Here is a 15,937-nt window from a genome sequence, read left to right on the forward strand (position 1 = left end):
TCTGATTGGTATGAAACGACTCAATGGATAAGTCGGGCGGAGAATACGTATGCATCTGCCCTAAGCAACTCAAAAGCACCGCAATGGCCCGGAAAACAAGCGGTTTCGGGGAGTTTACACAAAAAAGGCTGGCATTTTTGCCAGCCTTTTTCCGTTCGATGTGCCAATTTGGCAAGACTAAGGCAAAAACCGCCTCAATGCGCCAAAGTAGCCCCTGTTTCGTCGACACCTTCGACGGTGCCGATAGCCGGTGTTTCGACCGTTCCATCCCATTCAATCGGTTCAGGTACGCGGATCAGGGCGTGACGGATGACCTCGCCCATGCGCGAGACCGGGACGATCTCAAGGTTGTTCTTGACGTTGTCCGGGATGTCCGCCAGGTCCTTGGCGTTCTCTTCCGGGATCAGAACCTTCTTGATACCGCCGCGCAGTGCCGCGAGCAGCTTTTCCTTCAGACCACCGATCGGCAGGACGCGACCACGCAGCGTGATCTCGCCCGTCATCGCCACGTCCTTGTTGACCGGGATGCCGGTCATGATCGAGACGATGGCGGTTGCCATGGCGACGCCGGCCGACGGGCCGTCCTTCGGGGTTGCCCCTTCCGGAACGTGGACGTGAATGTCCGACTTGTCGAAGCGCGGCGGCTCGATGCCGAAATCGACGGCGCGCGAGCGGACATAGGATGCCGCGGCCGAGATCGATTCCTTCATGACTTCCTTGAGGTTGCCGGTGACCGTCATGCGGCCCTTGCCCGGCATCATCACGCCTTCGATGGTCAGCAACTCGCCGCCCACTTCGGTCCAGGCCAGACCGGTGACGATACCGACCTGATCCTCGCCCTCGGCTTCGCCGTGGCGATAGCGCGGCACGCCGAGATAGTCATGGATGTTCGCGGCCGTGACGGCGACGGACTTGGTCTTGCCCTTGAGGATCTCGGTGACCGCCTTGCGGGCGAGCTTCATCAGCTCCCGTTCGAAGGACCGGACGCCGGCCTCGCGGGTATACTGCTGGATGATCGCCTTGATCGCATCGTCGGAAACCGAAAACTCTTCCGGACGCAGGGCATGTTCCTTGATCGACTTCGGCAGCAGGTGCCGCTTGGCGATCTGCAGCTTCTCGTCCTCGGTGTAGCCGGCGATCCGGATGATCTCCATGCGGTCCATCAGCGGGCCCGGAATGTTGAGCGTGTTCGCCGTGGTGATGAACATCACGTTGGACAGGTCGTACTCGACTTCCAGGTAGTGGTCCATGAAGGTCGAGTTCTGTTCCGGATCCAGGACCTCGAGCAGAGCCGACGACGGATCGCCGCGATAGTCCTGGCCCAGCTTGTCGATCTCGTCGAGAAGGAAGAGCGGGTTGGACTTCTTCGCCTTCTTCATCGACTGGATGACCTTGCCGGGCATCGAGCCGATATAGGTGCGGCGGTGACCGCGGATTTCGGCTTCGTCACGGACGCCGCCGAGGGCCATGCGGATGTATTCGCGGCCGGTCGCCTTGGCGATCGACTTGGCGAGCGAGGTCTTGCCGACGCCCGGAGGGCCGACGAGGCACAGGATCGGGCCCTTGAGCTTGGTCGCGCGCGTCTGCACGGCCAGATACTCGACGATGCGCTCCTTGACCTTGTCGAGGCCGAAATGGTCCTCGTCGAGGATCTTCTCGGCGGCGTTGAGGTCGATCTTGACCTTGGACTTCTTGCCCCAGGGCAGGCCGAGCAGCCAGTCGAGGTAGTTGCGCACGACGGTGGCTTCCGCCGACATCGGGCTCATGTGGCGCAGCTTCTTCAGCTCCGCATCGGCCTTTTCGCGGGCTTCCTTGGAGAACTTGGTCTTGGCGATGCGCTCTTCCAGTTCGGCCATCTCGTCACGGCCGTCTTCGCCGTCGCCGAGCTCCTTCTGGATCGCCTTCATCTGTTCGTTCAGGTAGTATTCGCGCTGGGTCTTCTCCATCTGGCGCTTGACGCGCGAGCGGATGCGCTTCTCGACCTGGAGAACCGAGATCTCGCCTTCCATGAAGCCGAGCGCCTTTTCGAGGCGCGTCTTCACGCTCACCGTTTCCAGCATTTCCTGCTTCTCGGTGATCTTGATGGAGAGGTGCGAGGCAACCGTGTCGGCCAGCTTCGAGTAGTCCTCGATCTGGCTTGCGGCGCCAACCACTTCGGGCGAAATCTTCTTGTTCAGCTTGACGTAGTTCTCGAACTCCGAAACCACGGAGCGGCTGAGCGCCTCGATCTCGACCGGGTCTTCGTCCGGCTCGGCGAGAACATGGGCGGTCGCCTCATAGAACTCCTCGCGGCCCGTGTAGGATTCGATCTTGGCGCGGGCGCGGCCCTCGATCAGAACCTTCACCGTCCCGTCCGGCAGCTTGAGCAGCTGGAGGACATTGGCGACGGTGCCGATCTCGTAGATCGAGTCGGAAGCCGGATCATCGTCCCCGGCATTGATCTGGGTCGCCAGCATGATCTGCTTGTCGGAGCCCATCACCTCTTCCAGAGCGCGAATGGACTTCTCGCGCCCGACGAACAGAGGCACGATCATGTGTGGGAAAACCACGATGTCGCGCAGGGGCAATACGGGATAGATATTGCCTTCGTTTGCTGCAGACGTTTTCGACATTTTCATTCCTTTCCGACGTCCCGGCGTGAACCGGAACCTGGCGCCAGTCCCCGAAGGCAACTGGCACATCTCTTGCTCCCACAACAAGTGGAGTTCCGCGACAGTGAATTCAAGCCTGCCCAAACAGCCGCGGTACCCAAATGTGACAGCACCGTTACAGACGGCGACACAACGCTACAAAACACGCTCGCCCGACGGGCGCGGAACGGAGCGCGAGGCGCCCTGCTCCGGCCGGCGACCCGATCGGTCGCGCCGAAGCACTTCACCTTTGTAGCCCAACCCACGGCTTCGGAAAACCACGGATCGCCAAATTCGCCGACTTCTTGCTCGTTTATCGCCGAAAGTCGGCATAAACGAAAAAAACCCGCCGGTGGGGCGGGTTTTCGTCTCGGGAAATCGAGGCTCGCATCAGGCGGAAGCGTTGGCTTTCTCTTCCTGTCGGTCCGAATAGATGTAGAGCGGACGGGAGGATTCGCGCACGACGTCCTCGGAGATGACCACTTCACGAACGCCTTCCAGTTCCGGCAGTTCGAACATGGTGTCGAGAAGGATCTTTTCCATGATCGAGCGCAGGCCGCGGGCACCGGTCTTGCGGGTGATCGCCTTGCGGGCGATCTCGCGCAGCGCGTCCTCGTGGAAGGTCAGTTCGATGTCTTCCATCTCGAACAGGCGCTGGTACTGCTTGACCAGGGCGTTCTTCGGCTCCGACAGGATCTGGATCAGCGCATCCTCGTCGAGGTCCTCGAGCGTCGCCAGGACCGGCAGACGACCGATGAACTCCGGGATGAGGCCAAACTTCACCAGATCTTCCGGCTCCAGTTCGCGCAACACTTCGCCGACGCGGCGATCATCTTCCGCCCGAACCGTCGCACCGAAGCCGATGGAGGTCTTCTCCCCACGGGCCGAGATGATCTTGTCGAGGCCGGCAAAGGCGCCGCCGCAGATGAACAGGATGTTCGTCGTATCGACCTGCAGGAACTCCTGCTGCGGATGCTTGCGGCCACCCTGCGGCGGAACGGAGGCGACCGTGCCTTCCATGATCTTCAGAAGCGCCTGCTGAACGCCCTCGCCCGAAACGTCGCGGGTGATCGAGGGGTTGTCGGACTTGCGCGAAATCTTGTCGACTTCATCGATGTAGACGATGCCGCGCTGGGCGCGCTCGACATTGTAGTCCGCCGACTGCAGCAGCTTCAGGATGATGTTTTCGACGTCTTCACCGACGTAACCGGCTTCGGTCAGCGTCGTCGCATCGGCCATGGTGAAGGGCACGTCGATGATGCGGGCCAGCGTCTGGGCAAGATAGGTCTTGCCGCAGCCGGTCGGGCCGACGAGCATGATGTTCGACTTGGCCAGCTCCACGTCACCGCCCTTGGAGGCGTGCGACAGGCGCTTGTAATGGTTGTGCACCGCGACCGAGAGGATCTTCTTGGCCTGTCTCTGGCCGATCACATATTCGTCGAGGATCTTGATGATGTCCTGCGGCGTGGGAACGCCGTCGCGGGACTTGACCATCGACGACTTGTTCTCTTCGCGGATGATGTCCATGCACAATTCGACGCATTCATCGCAGATGAACACCGTCGGTCCGGCAATCAGCTTGCGGACCTCGTGCTGGCTCTTGCCGCAGAAGGAACAATAGAGGGTATTCTTGGAGTCACCGCCGTTGCTTCCGCTGACCTTGCTCATGTCTTTATCCTTCCAGCACGCCGCTCCCCCGACCTGCGGAGGGCGGTCACTCACACCGCCGGTTCCGGCTGTCACCTGACGGCCGAAACCTTATCCGACTTGGAGGTACTTACCGATCCATTCAATCCAGTTTCAGGATCGGCGGCAACGAGAACCCCTTCAAATCGCAAGGCTACGTCACAAAACCACAACATAGCCTTAATAGGTACTAATAGCGCTTTCCTCGACCGTTTACACCCCTAAAGCCGATCACAAGCGGTTCATGGAAACCGAACCGCCTCCGGCCTGGGCTGCACTCATGCCGCAGGAACGCCCTCGTTCTCCTGACGCGACGTCAGGATCTTGTCGATCAGGCCCCAGTCCTTGGCCTCGCCCGCTTCCATGAAATGGTCACGATCGAGCGTCTGTTCAACCTCTTCGAGGCTGCGGCCCGTATGCTTCACGTAGATTTCGTTCAGGCGACGCTTCATCTTGATGATGTCGCGGGCATGACGTTCGATGTCCGAGGCCTGGCCCTGGAACCCGCCCGACGGCTGGTGAACCATGATGCGGGCGTTCGGGGTGGCAAAGCGCATGCCCTTCTCGCCGGCGGCCAAAAGCAGCGAACCCATCGAGGCGGCCTGGCCGACGCAGAGCGTCGAGACGGCCGGGCGGATGAACTGCATGGTGTCGTAGATCGCCATGCCGGCGGTGACGACGCCACCGGGGGAATTGATGTAGAGCGCGATTTCCTTCTTCGGGTTCTCGGCTTCGAGGAACAGCAGCTGCGCGCAGACCAGCGACGCCATCGTGTCTTCGACCGGACCGGTGAGGAAAATGATGCGCTCCTTCAGGAGGCGGGAAAAGATGTCATAGGAGCGCTCGCCGCGGTTCGTCTGCTCCACAACCATCGGCACCAGGGCCATGGCGGTATCAACTGGATTTCTCATGTCCGTCCTTTATCAGCCTCATCCCCAAACACTCGATGCGCGGCGGGAATCAAATAAAACCTGTCAATCCCTACATAGAGTGTCCGCACCCTCGACTTCAAGACTCGCGGCTCGGTTATCCTTAATACCTCGGGCGTGGAGCAAGACGCATAAACCCTTGCCCCGCCCTCGCCTATGCCGTCGCGCCCAGCAGCCACAGCTATTGCGCGGCCGTTGGTAAATCAAATGCTAATAAATACCGCCAAGCTTGTGCGAGCCTGCGGTACGCGGGCTTTGCGTAAGGACTCGTTAAACACTCTGCCCCATCTTGCTCCAATCCTCCCGACCGCACGCAAGGCCGATCCCGTGCTCGATATCAAGACCGCGCTATTCCTGTGGGCGATGGAAGCTTCGACCCTGGCCGTGCTGCTCGCCGCCATATGGCTGCACGACCGCTCCCAGAGGCATTACGGCTTCTGGTCCCTCGGCTTTGCCGGCCACGGGCTGGGCGTCGCGCTCATCGCGGCGCGGGGTGCGATCCCGGACTGGCTGTCGATCCCCTTCGCCAACGCGGTTGCACTCTCGAGCTTCCCGTTCTGGATCGCCGGAATGCTTGCCCTTGCGAAGCGCCCTTTGGCCGGGTGGGCGGTCATCCCGGTGCTGATCTGGATCACCGGAATGCTGCTTGAGCCGATCCGGGAGCAGATCGCCTACCGGATCGTGCTCTACAACCTTTCTGCCGCCTGTGGCTTCCTCATGCTGGCCACTGTCGCCGTCCGGCACGATATCGCCGGGCAACGCCTGCGCCGTCTGCTGGCGGGGATCTGGGCCTGCCAGGCCATGATCTGCCTGGCGGTCGCGGCGATCAGCCTGGTCACGATGCCCCGGAGCCTTCAGGAGGCGCCCTTCTCGGTCATCTCCACCTTGGCCAGCGTCTTCGGTTTCATCGCCGTCATCATGATCGGCGCCAGGATCGTCATGGATCGGTCAGAACAACGCCTGCAGCACCTGATCCGCACCGATCCGCTCACCGGCGCGCTCAATCGTCGCGGCCTGGTCGAGGACTTCGCCGGCCTTGCCGTGTCCAAGACCGCTTCCGGCCGCCTGCTCGCGCTTGCCCTCTTCGACCTCGATCATTTCAAGCGGATCAACGATACCTACGGCCACCAGGCCGGCGACGCCGTGCTCATCGCCTTCGCCGGCGTTTGCCAGACCCTGATCCCCGCCGCCGGCATCTTCGGGCGCACCGGCGGAGAGGAATTCATGGCCGGCATCGCGGTCGGGGACGTGCGCGAAGCGGCACTCGTCACCGAGGCCATCCGCCAGGCATTCTCGGCCGCGCGGATCGAGACCGAAAAGGGGCCGATTTCGGCGACCGTCAGCATCGGCATCGCCACGGCGCCGGCCGCAAAGGTCGATCTCGACCAGTTGATGAGCAATGCCGACAGGGCGCTCTACAAGGCCAAGGCACGCGGGCGCAACCGCACCACGGTGCTGCGCGGCGACCGGGTGCTCACCGTTCCGGCGGAGGGCCCCGAAGGCCTGGACGCGCAGGCCGACCGCCAGGTCGCCGCCCTCAGGCGCCTGGTCGCCAAGGCATCGCCGCAAACCGGTCTGTCCAAGCCGTAATCGGCCTTTCGCCCCCCGCGCAAATTCTGTAGATCACCCCCATGACCCATCTCCCCTTCCTCACCATCGACAAGACCGCGCGCCGTGTCAGCCTCGACGGCCGTAACCCGGCCTTCTACAGCGACCCGAACCGCGTCTACGCCGCACTGCATGCTTCCTGCCCGACCTTCTACTGGGAGGAGCAGAAGCAGTGGTTCTTCACCGGCTATGACCACGTCAACGGCCTCCTGCGCGACCGCCGCTTCGGCCGGCAGATCCTGCACATCGCCACGCGGGAAGAACTGGGCATGCCGGAACCGTGCCCGCATACGCGGCACTTCGATGCGGCCGAGGCGCATTCGCTGCTGGAACTCGAACCGCCGGAACACACGCGGCTTCGCACGCTCGTCAACCGGGCCTTCGTCTCGCGCCATGTGGAGAAGATGAAGCCCGAGATCGAGACGCTGGCCAACGGGCTGATCGACGCGTTCGAAAAAGACGGCAGGACCGAACTGCTCTCCTCCTTCGCCGACGTCATTCCGGTGACGATGATCGCCCGCATGATCGGCATCCCGGAGGAGATGGGACCACAGCTGCTCAAATGGAGCCACGACTATGTCGGCATGTACATGTTCAAGCGCAATCGCGCCGACGAGGAGGCCGCCGACCGCTCCGCCAGGGAATTCGCCGACTATGTGCGCGGCATGATCGCCGAGCGTCGCGCCAATCCGCGCGACGACCTGCTGACCCACATGATCCACACCGAGCACAAGGGCCAGTTCCTCACCGAGGACGAGTTGATCTCGACGACGATCGTGCTGCTCAATGCCGGCCACGAGGCGACCGTGCACCAGATTGGAAATTCGGTGCGCATCATCCTCGAAAGCGGATTGTCGACCGCGGAGATGTTTCGTGACGAGGCGACGACGGAACGGACCGTCGAGGAGACGCTACGGATCTGCGCGCCGGTGCATATATTCCAGCGCTATTGCCTGGAGCCGGCCGAGATCGACGGCGTCACGTTCAAGCGCGGCGACAAGGTCAGCCTGATCCTTGCCGCCGCCAATCTCGACCCGCTGAAGTTCGCCGATCCGCTGACCTTCAAGCCGGCGCGCAACGAGGCGCCCAACCTCTCCTTCGGCGCCGGCATCCATTTCTGCATTGGCGCGCCGCTGGCGAGGCTCGAGCTCAACATCGTCCTGCCGCTACTGTTCAGGCGCCTGCCGGGTGTAAAGCTCACCGCCCAACCAAAGGTGAAGGACGTCTATCACTTCCACGGGCTGGAGCGGCTCGACCTCGAATGGTAGCCGCCGGGCTTGGCCTCGCGAAGGCCGCCCAGCGAGCCCCATCTGTCCGATCACGTCAGATCTGGGCGAGACCGCCGTCGACGGACAGTTCGACACCGTTGATGTAGCTTGCCTTCGGCGACGACAGGAAAAGGGCCGCTTCGGCGATCTCGTCGGGATGGGCCATGCGGCCGATCGGAGAGGCCGATTTCAGGTAGGCCTCGAAACCGGCGATCTGTTCCTCGTCCATATTCAGGCCGTTCTCCATGATCGGCGTGCGGGTGACGCCCGGGCTCAGCGTGTTCACGCGGATGCCTCTGCCCTTCAGGTCATTGGCGAAGCTGCGGGCGAACGATCGGACCGCGGCCTTGGAGGCGTTGTAGGCGCTCAGCCTCTCCATGCCCTTGTTGCCGACGATGGAACCCGTGAGCACGATATTGCCTCCGTCGCGGATGACCGGCAGAAGCGCCTGCACGGTGTAGAACACACCCTTCACGTTGACGTCGAAGATGCGGTCGAAGAGCCCTTCATCGGTCGCGCCGATGTCGTTGTTCTCGGCGATGCCGGCATTGGCGAACAGGACGTCGATCTTGCGTCCGTCTGCTTCGATACGTGCCCGCAGATGTTCCAGGTCCGCGATCTTCGCCGAATCGGCGACGACCGGAACCGCCTTGTCTCCCAGCGCCGAAACGGCCTGACTCAATTTGGCTCCGTTGCGCCCCGTCACATAGACCGTCGCCGCGCCCGCTTCGAGGAAGAGCCTTGCCGCGGAATAGCCGATGCCGGTCGAACCGCCGGTGACAACCACAACCTTGCCGTCGAAATGCATGTCCATTTGCGTCTCCTGAGCTTCTTTGTTTCACTAATACCGTTATTCGGTATTTCGGTTTTATTGAAATATTGAAGCCTGTCAACGGAAATGATAGAGGCTGTGCATGGCCCAGTTTTTTCATCCCAGCCGTGAGGACATGTCGCTCACCGCCGTTCTCGCCGCCCTCGGGGATCCCGCCCGCATGGGGATCATGCGCAAGCTCATGCACGCCCAGGATGGACAAAACTGCGGTTCGGTCGCGCCCTGCAACGACATGCCGCGCTCGACGCTCTCCAATCACCTGCGGATCTTGCGGGAGTCCGGTCTCATCCGCACCCACAAGCAGGGCGTGGAGAACATCAACACGGTGCGCACGGACGATCTGGAGGCCCGTTTTCCCGGTCTCCTCGACAAGATCATGTCGCTTTGCCCGTTGCCCTGAGCGGGTCAGGAGGCGCTGCGGCCGTAGAAGCCAGACAGTCTTTCGAGCGTGTCCCGCATCGCCTCGCGCAGCGTGTCCGGCGCCAGCACCTCGGCCTCGGCGCCGAGCCGCAGGAATTCCGAGATGGCGTGCTGCGCCTGGCCGCAGGGCAGCGTGACGATCCACCGGTCTTCGTCCCGCTCGTCTTTCTCTGTCTCCATGCGCGCACGGACATAGGAGGGAGAGATGTGCTCCAGAAGCCTGAGGCCCCATCTCGAGACGCGCAAGGTTGCCGTGTTCGGATGCAGTTCCCTCTCCAGCCTCAGGGTGTTCTCCGTCCAGTAGCCGGCAAGATCGAAATCGCCCGGCCGCTCGAAGCGATCTTCGGTGACCACGAGATCAAGTATGCGGGCGATGCGGTAGGTGCGGACGTTTTCCTCGACCTTTGCCGCCATGTACCAGGCGCCGCCCTTCAGCACGACGCCGAGAGGCTCGGCCTCACGGTTCTTCTCCGACTTCCAGGCCCGGTAGCGCATGCGGATGCGTTTGGAATTCCACACCGCATCGGCGATCGCCTGGAGGTGGAGCGGTTGCTCGTTCTCGCCGAACCAGGTCGGCGCATCGAGATGGAATTTTGCCTGCATCTTGGCCGCACTCTGGCGCAACTCCTCCGGCAGCGCCGCGGTCAGCTTCTTCTGGGCGCCGGCCATCAGCGAACCGAGGCCGAGATCGGCGGCCGCGCCCGGCAGGCCCGACAGGAACATGGCTTCCGCTTCCGCCTGCGACAGGCCGTTCAATCGCACACGGTAGCCGTCGAGCAAGCGGTAGCCGCCATCCGACCCGCGTTCGCTGTAGACCGGAATTCCGGCGAGCGAGAGCGCGTCTATGTCGCGATAGATGGTTCGGACCGAGACCTCGTTCTCCTCCGCCAGGGTCTCGGCGGTCACCAGGCCTCTGGCCTGCAGGGTGGTCAGGATGTTGATCAGCCGGCTCGCCCGCATCAGGAAATCTCCCTTTCGGATATTATCCTAAACCAACCTGACAAAAGCTGACAGGTATGGGGTGCCATCCTTCGTCCATCCATTCCACCCAACCGAAGGAGACGACCGATGACCCAGGAACCCATCACCCTCTACTACTCGCCCCAGACCCGCGCGACAGGCGCGCGCTTTCTGCTCGAGCAGCTGAAGGCGCCCTATCAGCTGCATGTGCTCAACATGAAGGCCGGCGAGCAGCGCAAGCCCGCCTATCTCGCCATCAATCCGCTCGGCAAGGTGCCGGCGATCCACCACGGCGAAGCCTTCGTCACCGAGCAGGCGGCGATCTATCTCTATCTCGCCGACCTCTTTGCCGAGGCCGGTCTTGCGCCGGCGCTCGACGACCCGGATCGCGGCGCCTATCTGCGCTGGCTGGTCTTCTACGGCAGCTGCTTCGAACCGGCGATGATCGACCGCTACCTGAAGCGCCAACCGGCCAGCCCGAACGACACGCCGTACAGCAGCTATGACGACATGCTGGCGGCGATCGAGGACGCGCTGAAGCCCGGTCCCTATTTGCTCGGCGAGAGGATGAGCGCCGCCGATCTGCTGTGGGGCACGGCGCTGCACTGGACGACGATGTTCGGGCTTGTTCCGGATCGCCCGGTATTCCGCGACTACATCGCGCGCGTGACGGCGCTTGAATCCTATCGCAAGGTGGCAGAGGAAGACGCTGCCCTTGCAGCCCGGCACCAGGCCGAGGTGGATGCAGTGGCCGGCACCGCCGCCTGACGCGGTTGTCGTCAGAATTCCCATCCAGAATCACGGCGCGCATCGGTCCCGGTGCGCGCTCTGTGCTGTCGGCTAGATGCGGATGACGTAGTCCTTGCGAGTCGTTTCAACGACTTCCCAGGTGCCGTTGAAGCCGGGCCTGAGGATCATCCGGTCGCCAGACTTCAGATGAACGGGCTTTCCGCCGTCCTCCGTGACCACGGAATGGCCTTCGAGCACGTGGAAATATTCCCACTCCTCGTAGGAGATCCGCCATTTGCCCGGGGTCGATTGCCAGATCCCGGCATATACGCCGCCCGGGGCTTCTTCGAGGTTCCATGTGGTGAAGCGCGGATTGCCGTCAATCAGCCGGTCGGCGGCGGGCGCGCCCTCCTCCGGCTCGACCGTCGAAGGATCGAAATTCAGGAAATGCGACATGCTCGCTCCTCGGCGCCGCGGCCACGCGGGCTGCGGCGCTCGTTCGGTTGACGGATCAGACCTTGGCGAGCGACTGCTCGAGATCGCCGATAATGTCTTCGGCATCCTCGATGCCGATCGACAGCCGGACCACGTCCGGACCGGCGCCGGCAGCGATCTGCTGGGCTTCGGTCAACTGGGCATGGGTGGTGGAGGCCGGATGGATGACCAGCGAGCGGGTGTCGCCGATATTGGCGAGGTGCGAGAACAGTTGCAGTCCTTCGACCAGCGCCTTGCCGGCGGCATAACCGCCCTTGACGCCGAAGGTGAAGACGGCGCCCGCGCCCTTCGGCGAATAGCGCTTCTGCAGCGCGTGGTTCGGATCGCTGTCGAGACCGGCATAGTTCACCCAGGCGACCTTCGGATGTTGCTTCAGCCAGGTGGCGACCTTCAACGCGTTGTCGCAATGGCGCTGCATCCTGAGCGGCAGGGTCTCGATGCCGGTGAGCAGGAGGAAGGCATTCATCGGCGCGATCGCCGGGCCGAGGTCGCGCAAGCCCAGCACGCGGCAGGCGATGGCGAAGGCGAAATTGCCGAAGGTCTGGTGCAGCACGACGCCCGAATATTCCGGCCGGGGCTCGGACAGCATCGGAAACTTGCCGGAGGCCGACCAGTCGAAGGTTCCGCCGTCGACGATGATGCCGCCCATGGAATTGCCGTGGCCGCCGAGGAATTTCGTGGCGGAATGCACGACGATGTCGGCGCCATGCTCCAGCGGGCGCAGCAGGTAGGGGCTCGCCATGGTGTTGTCGACGATCAGCGGCAGCCCGTGCTGCTTGGCCACTTCGGAAATGGCCGCGATGTCGACGAAGGTGCCGCCCGGGTTGGCAAGGCTCTCGATGAAGATGGCGCGCGTCCGGTCGTCGATCTGCGCGGCGAAGCTGTCCGGATCGGCCGGGTCGGCCCAGCGCACCTGCCAGCCGAAATTCTTGAAGGCGTGGCCGAACTGGTTGATCGAGCCGCCATAGAGCTTCTTTGCTGCAACGAAGTTGTCGCCCGGCTGCATCAGGGTGTGGAAGACCAGCATCTGGGCGGCGTGGCCCGAGGCGACGGCAAGTGCTGCCGTGCCACCTTCGAGGGCTGCGACACGCTCTTCCAGCACCGCCTGCGTCGGGTTCATGATGCGCGTGTAGATATTGCCGAACTGCTTCAGCCCGAACAGCGCTGCGGCGTGGTCGGCGTCGTTGAAGACGTAGGCCGTCGTCTGGTAGATCGGCGTGATGCGCGCGCCCGTCGCGGGATCCGGCTGGGCGCCAGCATGCACCGAGAGGGTCGCAAAACCCGGATTGTTCTTGGACATTTCTTGCCTCCACTAGAATTCTGTCGCGGCGATCATAGCGGCTCGAGCCGTGATGTCAGCCCGGTTTTTTCACCAATCGGAGACCGGTTCCGGGGTGCTTACTTTGATCGAAATCAATGCAGGCGTCGGGTCGCGGCAGCATGCTGCGAACATCATTTGGAGGTTGTCCATGAATACCGTCGTCAACGATCCGAGCCGCACCGTCCTTTCGCGCCTGGTGGACTGGTTCGCCAAGGGATGGGAAAGCAGTGCCGAGGCCGACATGATCGCGTCACTGGACCAGTTCACCATCAACAATATCGCACATGACTGCGGCATTTCGCCCGATCAGCTGATCGAGCTTGCCAAGGCCGGCCCGCATGCGGCCGACGAGATGATCGAGATGATGCGGGCGCTCAACATCGATCCGGTGGAGGTCGAGTTGCGGCTGCGCAATCAGTTCCGAGACATGCAGATCACCTGCGCGCACTGCGCCTCCAAGGGCGAGTGCCGCAAGGATCTGGGCGCGCACACGGCGAGCGAGAACTTCGCCCATTATTGCGGCAATGCAAGCGATCTCAATGCGTTGCGCGCCAATCCGGAATTTCTTCTCGGCTGAGAAATCGGACGTGCCGGCCTAGAGTCCGAGGCGCGGCATTTCGATCGCCGGGCAGCGGTCCATGACGACCTTGATCCCGGCGGCCTCGGCTTCGCGCGCGGCAAGGTCGTCGCGAACGGAGAGCTGCGACCAGATGACCTTCGGGCGCGGATCAAGGGCGATCGCATCGCCGACGACTTCGTGAAGGTATTCCGAGGCGCGGAAGACGTCGACCATGTCGATCGGCACCGGGATGTCGGCCAGTGTCGCATAGGTGGCCTGGCCGAGGATTTCCTTGCCCGCCTGGCCGGGATTGACCGGAATGACGCGGTAACCCTTGGACAGCAGGAACCGCATGACGCCATAGCTCGGGCGCGCCGGATTGGGCGATGCGCCGACCAGGGCGATGGTCTTCGTGTCGCGGAGAATGCCGGAGAGATAGGCGGCTTCGTAGTGGTCGTGATCGATCTTCATGGGCGGACCTCCCGTATTTCAGTCTTTGCTTCAGGAGCGTATGATGGTCTGCCTTGCTTATGCGGGACGAGGCCGCCCGACAACAAGCAGACGCGCATAGAGGACTACAATCTCTTCCGAGGAGAAATGCCATGAAGAAGACCTTGCTTGCCGTTCTGCCGATGCTGTTCATTGCGACATCGGTCCAAGCCTTGCCGAAATACACGTCCACGCGCATGTCCTGCGACCAGGTACAGGCGACGGTGCGCCAGCACGGCGTTGTCGTGCTGACTTATCCGGCCCCCAAGGGCGGGCGCATGCTCTACGACAACTACGTCTCGAGCCGTCGCTTCTGTCGGCCTGGCGAAATTACCGAGCGGGTCGGCGTGCCCAGCGCCAACCGGTCCTATTGTCCAGTATTGAAATGCAAGCCCGACGACCGGCGCCATGGCGGCGAAGAGCCGCAGCGGAGCCCCAATGACCCGACGCGTCCCTGAGGCTCGACGGCCACGGCCCGCGCAAGGATGTCGAACAATGCGAGACGCATTTTCCATTGACTTGCGGGCGATGGGGACGACAGTCGTTCGGGCCTGCGAATCCCGCGCCGCATTCGAAGGACACGAGACATGAAGAAAATGATCTGCGTTCTGGCGGCGCTGCTGGCGGCGTCGCCGGCATTGGCGATCTCGCGCTACAACGCGCAGTCGATGACCTGTACCGCCGCGCGCCAGGCCGTCCTTAGCCAGCGTGCCGTGATCTTCCGCTTCCCCTCCAAAAGGGTTCGGGGACTAATTCTTTATGATCGCTATGTGCGCGACAACCGCCAATGCGACGCGCACGAATATGCGGCCCGAGCCTACATCCCCACCAAGGACGACGCGCGTTGCCCGGTACTGGCCTGCGAACCACTTCCCGAGGATAGCTTCGCCCGTCCACGCCGCCCCTGGATTCGCTTCTGAGGACAGGTGAACCCGCCGTTCGCGAACAAAGACACCTCAAGCGGCGTTGCGCCCCCTGCCCGGCAACGGTGGGTGGGCGCTTGAATGGCTCAGTTCGTAGACAAGCGGGTATTCGGTCACCAGCGCGCGGTCCATCACGACCTTGATGCCGGCAGCCTCGGCTCGGGCGGCCGCGGCATCGTCACGCACGCCGAGCTGGCCCCAGATCGCCATGGGCAGATGCGGCAGGTGCAGCACCTCGTCCACCACCTCGGAAAAATGTTCGGAGCGGCGGAACACGTCGACGAGATCGATCGGTTCCGGAATGTCGTCGAGCCTGGCATAGATCGTCTGGCCGAGGATCTTTTCGCCGGCATGCGCCGGGTTGACCGGATAGACATGATAGCCCTTGCCGAGCAGGAAACCGGTCACCCAGTGGCTCGGCCGGTTGTCCTTCAGAGAAGCCCCGACAATCGCGATTGTGCTCGCCGATCCCAGTATGCCGGCAAGATAGGCATCGGAATAGGTGTCGTGCTTCATGGCGTCCTCCTTGCGGCCAAGCCGCGTGCGGCGAACCCCGCCCTTCGTTCCCATCCGAACTATATGAGCAGCCCCTTAATCATTAATGCCCGGAATGGGACAAATGCGAGTGATTGCACAATGGCGCCCGAAGGGAACCTATTCGGGCAGCACGACATGCCCCTGCTCGTCCAGGGGGAAGAAGGGATTGTGGGCCACTTCCCACAAATGCCCGTCGGGGTCGGCGAAGTAACCGGAATAGCCGCCCCACGAGACCTTCTCCGGCGCCTTGACGAGCGTTGCGCCGCACGAGACGGCAAACTTGATCACCGCATCGACGCCGGTCGGGCTCGATACGTTGTGGGCAAGCGTCACGCCGGAGAAACCGGGGCCCGTATCGGCGACCTCGGCATCCTTGGCCAGGGCCCCACGCCCGAACAGCGCGAGAACGGTCCCCTTCATCTGGATGAAGGTCACGCTTTCCTGTGAGGCCGAGGATTTCTTCCAGCCCAGCCGTTCGTAAAAGGCAGTGCTGGTGGCCACGTCGGCGACGCCAAGGGTAACGATCGATATGCGCCGTTCGAGCGACATGG

General features: G+C 62.6%; 17 protein-coding genes. 7 read left to right on the top strand and 10 right to left on the bottom strand.

Going from position 1 to position 15,937, the window contains the following annotated elements; translation table 11 throughout:
* Positions 1 to 194: 194 nt before the first annotated feature.
* The 3 genes from lon to clpP all read right to left on the bottom strand — a co-directional run bounded on the left by lon (position 195) and on the right by clpP (position 5,227).
* Positions 195 to 2,612, bottom strand: a complete 2,418-nt coding sequence (gene lon / locus AC07Y0_RS10735) for an endopeptidase La (RefSeq protein ID WP_454745477.1) — start codon at positions 2,610 to 2,612, stop codon at positions 195 to 197.
* 408 nt (positions 2,613 to 3,020) lie between these two features.
* Positions 3,021 to 4,298 carry an ATP-dependent Clp protease ATP-binding subunit ClpX gene (clpX, locus tag AC07Y0_RS10740; RefSeq protein ID WP_028735990.1) on the bottom strand — a complete coding sequence of 426 codons (1,278 nt, stop codon included), beginning with the start codon at positions 4,296 to 4,298 and terminating at the stop codon, positions 3,021 to 3,023.
* Positions 4,299 to 4,594: 296 nt separating this feature from the next.
* Positions 4,595 to 5,227 (bottom strand): ATP-dependent Clp endopeptidase proteolytic subunit ClpP, encoded by a 633-nt coding sequence (gene clpP / locus AC07Y0_RS10745; protein ID WP_498677054.1) that lies wholly within the window; start codon positions 5,225 to 5,227, stop codon positions 4,595 to 4,597.
* A gap of 345 nt (positions 5,228 to 5,572) precedes the next feature.
* On the opposite strand from clpP, the gene AC07Y0_RS10750 reads away from it, so the two are divergent.
* Together AC07Y0_RS10750 and AC07Y0_RS10755 are read left to right on the top strand one after the other, a co-directional pair.
* Positions 5,573 to 6,835: a GGDEF domain-containing protein gene (locus AC07Y0_RS10750; RefSeq protein WP_498677056.1), complete on the top strand. Its 1,263-nt coding sequence runs from the start codon at positions 5,573 to 5,575 to the stop codon at positions 6,833 to 6,835.
* 41 nt (positions 6,836 to 6,876) lie between these two features.
* Complete coding sequence (locus AC07Y0_RS10755; RefSeq protein WP_498677058.1) at positions 6,877 to 8,121, top strand: cytochrome P450; 1,245 nt, start codon at positions 6,877 to 6,879, stop codon at positions 8,119 to 8,121.
* Between the two features lie 55 nt (positions 8,122 to 8,176).
* Here the strand turns inward: AC07Y0_RS10755 and AC07Y0_RS10760 are convergent, their stop codons facing one another.
* Positions 8,177 to 8,935: an SDR family NAD(P)-dependent oxidoreductase gene (locus AC07Y0_RS10760; RefSeq protein ID WP_498677060.1), complete on the bottom strand. Its 759-nt coding sequence runs from the start codon at positions 8,933 to 8,935 to the stop codon at positions 8,177 to 8,179.
* Between the two features lie 100 nt (positions 8,936 to 9,035).
* On the opposite strand from AC07Y0_RS10760, the gene AC07Y0_RS10765 reads away from it, so the two are divergent.
* Positions 9,036 to 9,353, top strand: coding sequence for an ArsR/SmtB family transcription factor (locus AC07Y0_RS10765; protein ID WP_498677063.1), 318 nt, complete (start codon positions 9,036 to 9,038; stop codon positions 9,351 to 9,353).
* 5 nt (positions 9,354 to 9,358) lie between these two features.
* On the opposite strand, the gene AC07Y0_RS10770 is transcribed toward AC07Y0_RS10765, so the two are convergent.
* Positions 9,359 to 10,333 carry a helix-turn-helix transcriptional regulator gene (locus AC07Y0_RS10770; protein ID WP_498677065.1) on the bottom strand — a complete coding sequence of 325 codons (975 nt, stop codon included), beginning with the start codon at positions 10,331 to 10,333 and terminating at the stop codon, positions 9,359 to 9,361.
* 108 nt (positions 10,334 to 10,441) lie between these two features.
* Here AC07Y0_RS10770 and AC07Y0_RS10775 point away from each other — a divergent pair, with 108 nt between their 5' ends.
* Entirely contained in the window at positions 10,442 to 11,101 is a 660-nt protein-coding gene (locus AC07Y0_RS10775; protein ID WP_498677068.1) for a glutathione S-transferase family protein, read from the top strand.
* Positions 11,102 to 11,173: 72 nt separating this feature from the next.
* On the opposite strand, the gene AC07Y0_RS10780 is transcribed toward AC07Y0_RS10775, so the two are convergent.
* Together AC07Y0_RS10780 and AC07Y0_RS10785 are read right to left on the bottom strand one after the other, a co-directional pair.
* Positions 11,174 to 11,518, bottom strand: a complete 345-nt coding sequence (locus AC07Y0_RS10780) for a cupin domain-containing protein (RefSeq protein ID WP_498677070.1) — start codon at positions 11,516 to 11,518, stop codon at positions 11,174 to 11,176.
* Positions 11,519 to 11,573: 55 nt separating this feature from the next.
* Positions 11,574 to 12,857, bottom strand: a complete 1,284-nt coding sequence (locus AC07Y0_RS10785; protein ID WP_498677073.1) for an O-acetylhomoserine aminocarboxypropyltransferase — start codon at positions 12,855 to 12,857, stop codon at positions 11,574 to 11,576.
* Between the two features lie 169 nt (positions 12,858 to 13,026).
* On the opposite strand from AC07Y0_RS10785, the gene AC07Y0_RS10790 reads away from it, so the two are divergent.
* Positions 13,027 to 13,455, top strand: a complete 429-nt coding sequence (locus AC07Y0_RS10790) for a DUF6455 family protein (RefSeq protein WP_498677075.1) — start codon at positions 13,027 to 13,029, stop codon at positions 13,453 to 13,455.
* Positions 13,456 to 13,473: 18 nt separating this feature from the next.
* Here the strand turns inward: AC07Y0_RS10790 and AC07Y0_RS10795 are convergent, their stop codons facing one another.
* Positions 13,474 to 13,902 carry a CoA-binding protein gene (locus AC07Y0_RS10795; RefSeq protein WP_498680213.1) on the bottom strand — a complete coding sequence of 143 codons (429 nt, stop codon included), beginning with the start codon at positions 13,900 to 13,902 and terminating at the stop codon, positions 13,474 to 13,476.
* A gap of 137 nt (positions 13,903 to 14,039) precedes the next feature.
* Between AC07Y0_RS10795 and AC07Y0_RS10800 the strand changes: the two genes are divergently transcribed.
* Both AC07Y0_RS10800 and AC07Y0_RS10805 read left to right on the top strand, forming a co-directional pair.
* A complete protein-coding gene (locus tag AC07Y0_RS10800; RefSeq protein WP_498677076.1) occupies positions 14,040 to 14,384 on the top strand; it encodes a hypothetical protein in 345 nt (114 codons plus the stop codon).
* A 129-nt stretch (positions 14,385 to 14,513) separates the two neighbouring features.
* Positions 14,514 to 14,846 (top strand): hypothetical protein, encoded by a 333-nt coding sequence (locus AC07Y0_RS10805; RefSeq protein WP_498677080.1) that lies wholly within the window; start codon positions 14,514 to 14,516, stop codon positions 14,844 to 14,846.
* 36 nt (positions 14,847 to 14,882) lie between these two features.
* Here the strand turns inward: AC07Y0_RS10805 and AC07Y0_RS10810 are convergent, their stop codons facing one another.
* Positions 14,883 to 15,365, bottom strand: a complete 483-nt coding sequence (locus tag AC07Y0_RS10810; RefSeq protein ID WP_498677081.1) for a CoA-binding protein — start codon at positions 15,363 to 15,365, stop codon at positions 14,883 to 14,885.
* A gap of 138 nt (positions 15,366 to 15,503) precedes the next feature.
* Positions 15,504 to 15,935, bottom strand: coding sequence for a VOC family protein (locus AC07Y0_RS10815; protein ID WP_498677083.1), 432 nt, complete (start codon positions 15,933 to 15,935; stop codon positions 15,504 to 15,506).
* Between the last annotated feature and the right edge of the window lie 2 nt (positions 15,936 to 15,937).

The sequence above is a fragment of the Allorhizobium sp. GW101-3B10 genome (assembly GCF_059424725.1).

Excerpts from the sequence above, each read along its gene's own strand:
- AC07Y0_RS10810 (WP_498677081.1), bottom strand. The coding sequence starts at position 15,365 with ATGAAGCACGACACCTATTCCGATGCCTATCTTGCCGGCATACTGGGA.
- AC07Y0_RS10800 (WP_498677076.1), top strand. The coding sequence starts at position 14,040 with ATGAAGAAGACCTTGCTTGCCGTTCTGCCGATGCTGTTCATTGCGACA.
- AC07Y0_RS10755 (WP_498677058.1), top strand. The coding sequence starts at position 6,877 with ATGACCCATCTCCCCTTCCTCACCATCGACAAGACCGCGCGCCGTGTC.
- clpP (WP_498677054.1), bottom strand. The coding sequence starts at position 5,227 with ATGAGAAATCCAGTTGATACCGCCATGGCCCTGGTGCCGATGGTTGTG.
- AC07Y0_RS10760 (WP_498677060.1), bottom strand. The coding sequence starts at position 8,935 with ATGGACATGCATTTCGACGGCAAGGTTGTGGTTGTCACCGGCGGTTCG.
- AC07Y0_RS10770 (WP_498677065.1), bottom strand. The coding sequence starts at position 10,333 with ATGCGGGCGAGCCGGCTGATCAACATCCTGACCACCCTGCAGGCCAGA.
- lon (WP_454745477.1), bottom strand. The coding sequence starts at position 2,612 with ATGTCGAAAACGTCTGCAGCAAACGAAGGCAATATCTATCCCGTATTG.
- AC07Y0_RS10805 (WP_498677080.1), top strand. The coding sequence starts at position 14,514 with ATGAAGAAAATGATCTGCGTTCTGGCGGCGCTGCTGGCGGCGTCGCCG.
- AC07Y0_RS10775 (WP_498677068.1), top strand. The coding sequence starts at position 10,442 with ATGACCCAGGAACCCATCACCCTCTACTACTCGCCCCAGACCCGCGCG.
- AC07Y0_RS10815 (WP_498677083.1), bottom strand. The coding sequence starts at position 15,935 with ATGTCGCTCGAACGGCGCATATCGATCGTTACCCTTGGCGTCGCCGAC.
- AC07Y0_RS10780 (WP_498677070.1), bottom strand. The coding sequence starts at position 11,518 with ATGTCGCATTTCCTGAATTTCGATCCTTCGACGGTCGAGCCGGAGGAG.
- AC07Y0_RS10790 (WP_498677075.1), top strand. The coding sequence starts at position 13,027 with ATGAATACCGTCGTCAACGATCCGAGCCGCACCGTCCTTTCGCGCCTG.
- AC07Y0_RS10765 (WP_498677063.1), top strand. The coding sequence starts at position 9,036 with ATGGCCCAGTTTTTTCATCCCAGCCGTGAGGACATGTCGCTCACCGCC.
- clpX (WP_028735990.1), bottom strand. The coding sequence starts at position 4,298 with ATGAGCAAGGTCAGCGGAAGCAACGGCGGTGACTCCAAGAATACCCTC.
- AC07Y0_RS10785 (WP_498677073.1), bottom strand. The coding sequence starts at position 12,857 with ATGTCCAAGAACAATCCGGGTTTTGCGACCCTCTCGGTGCATGCTGGC.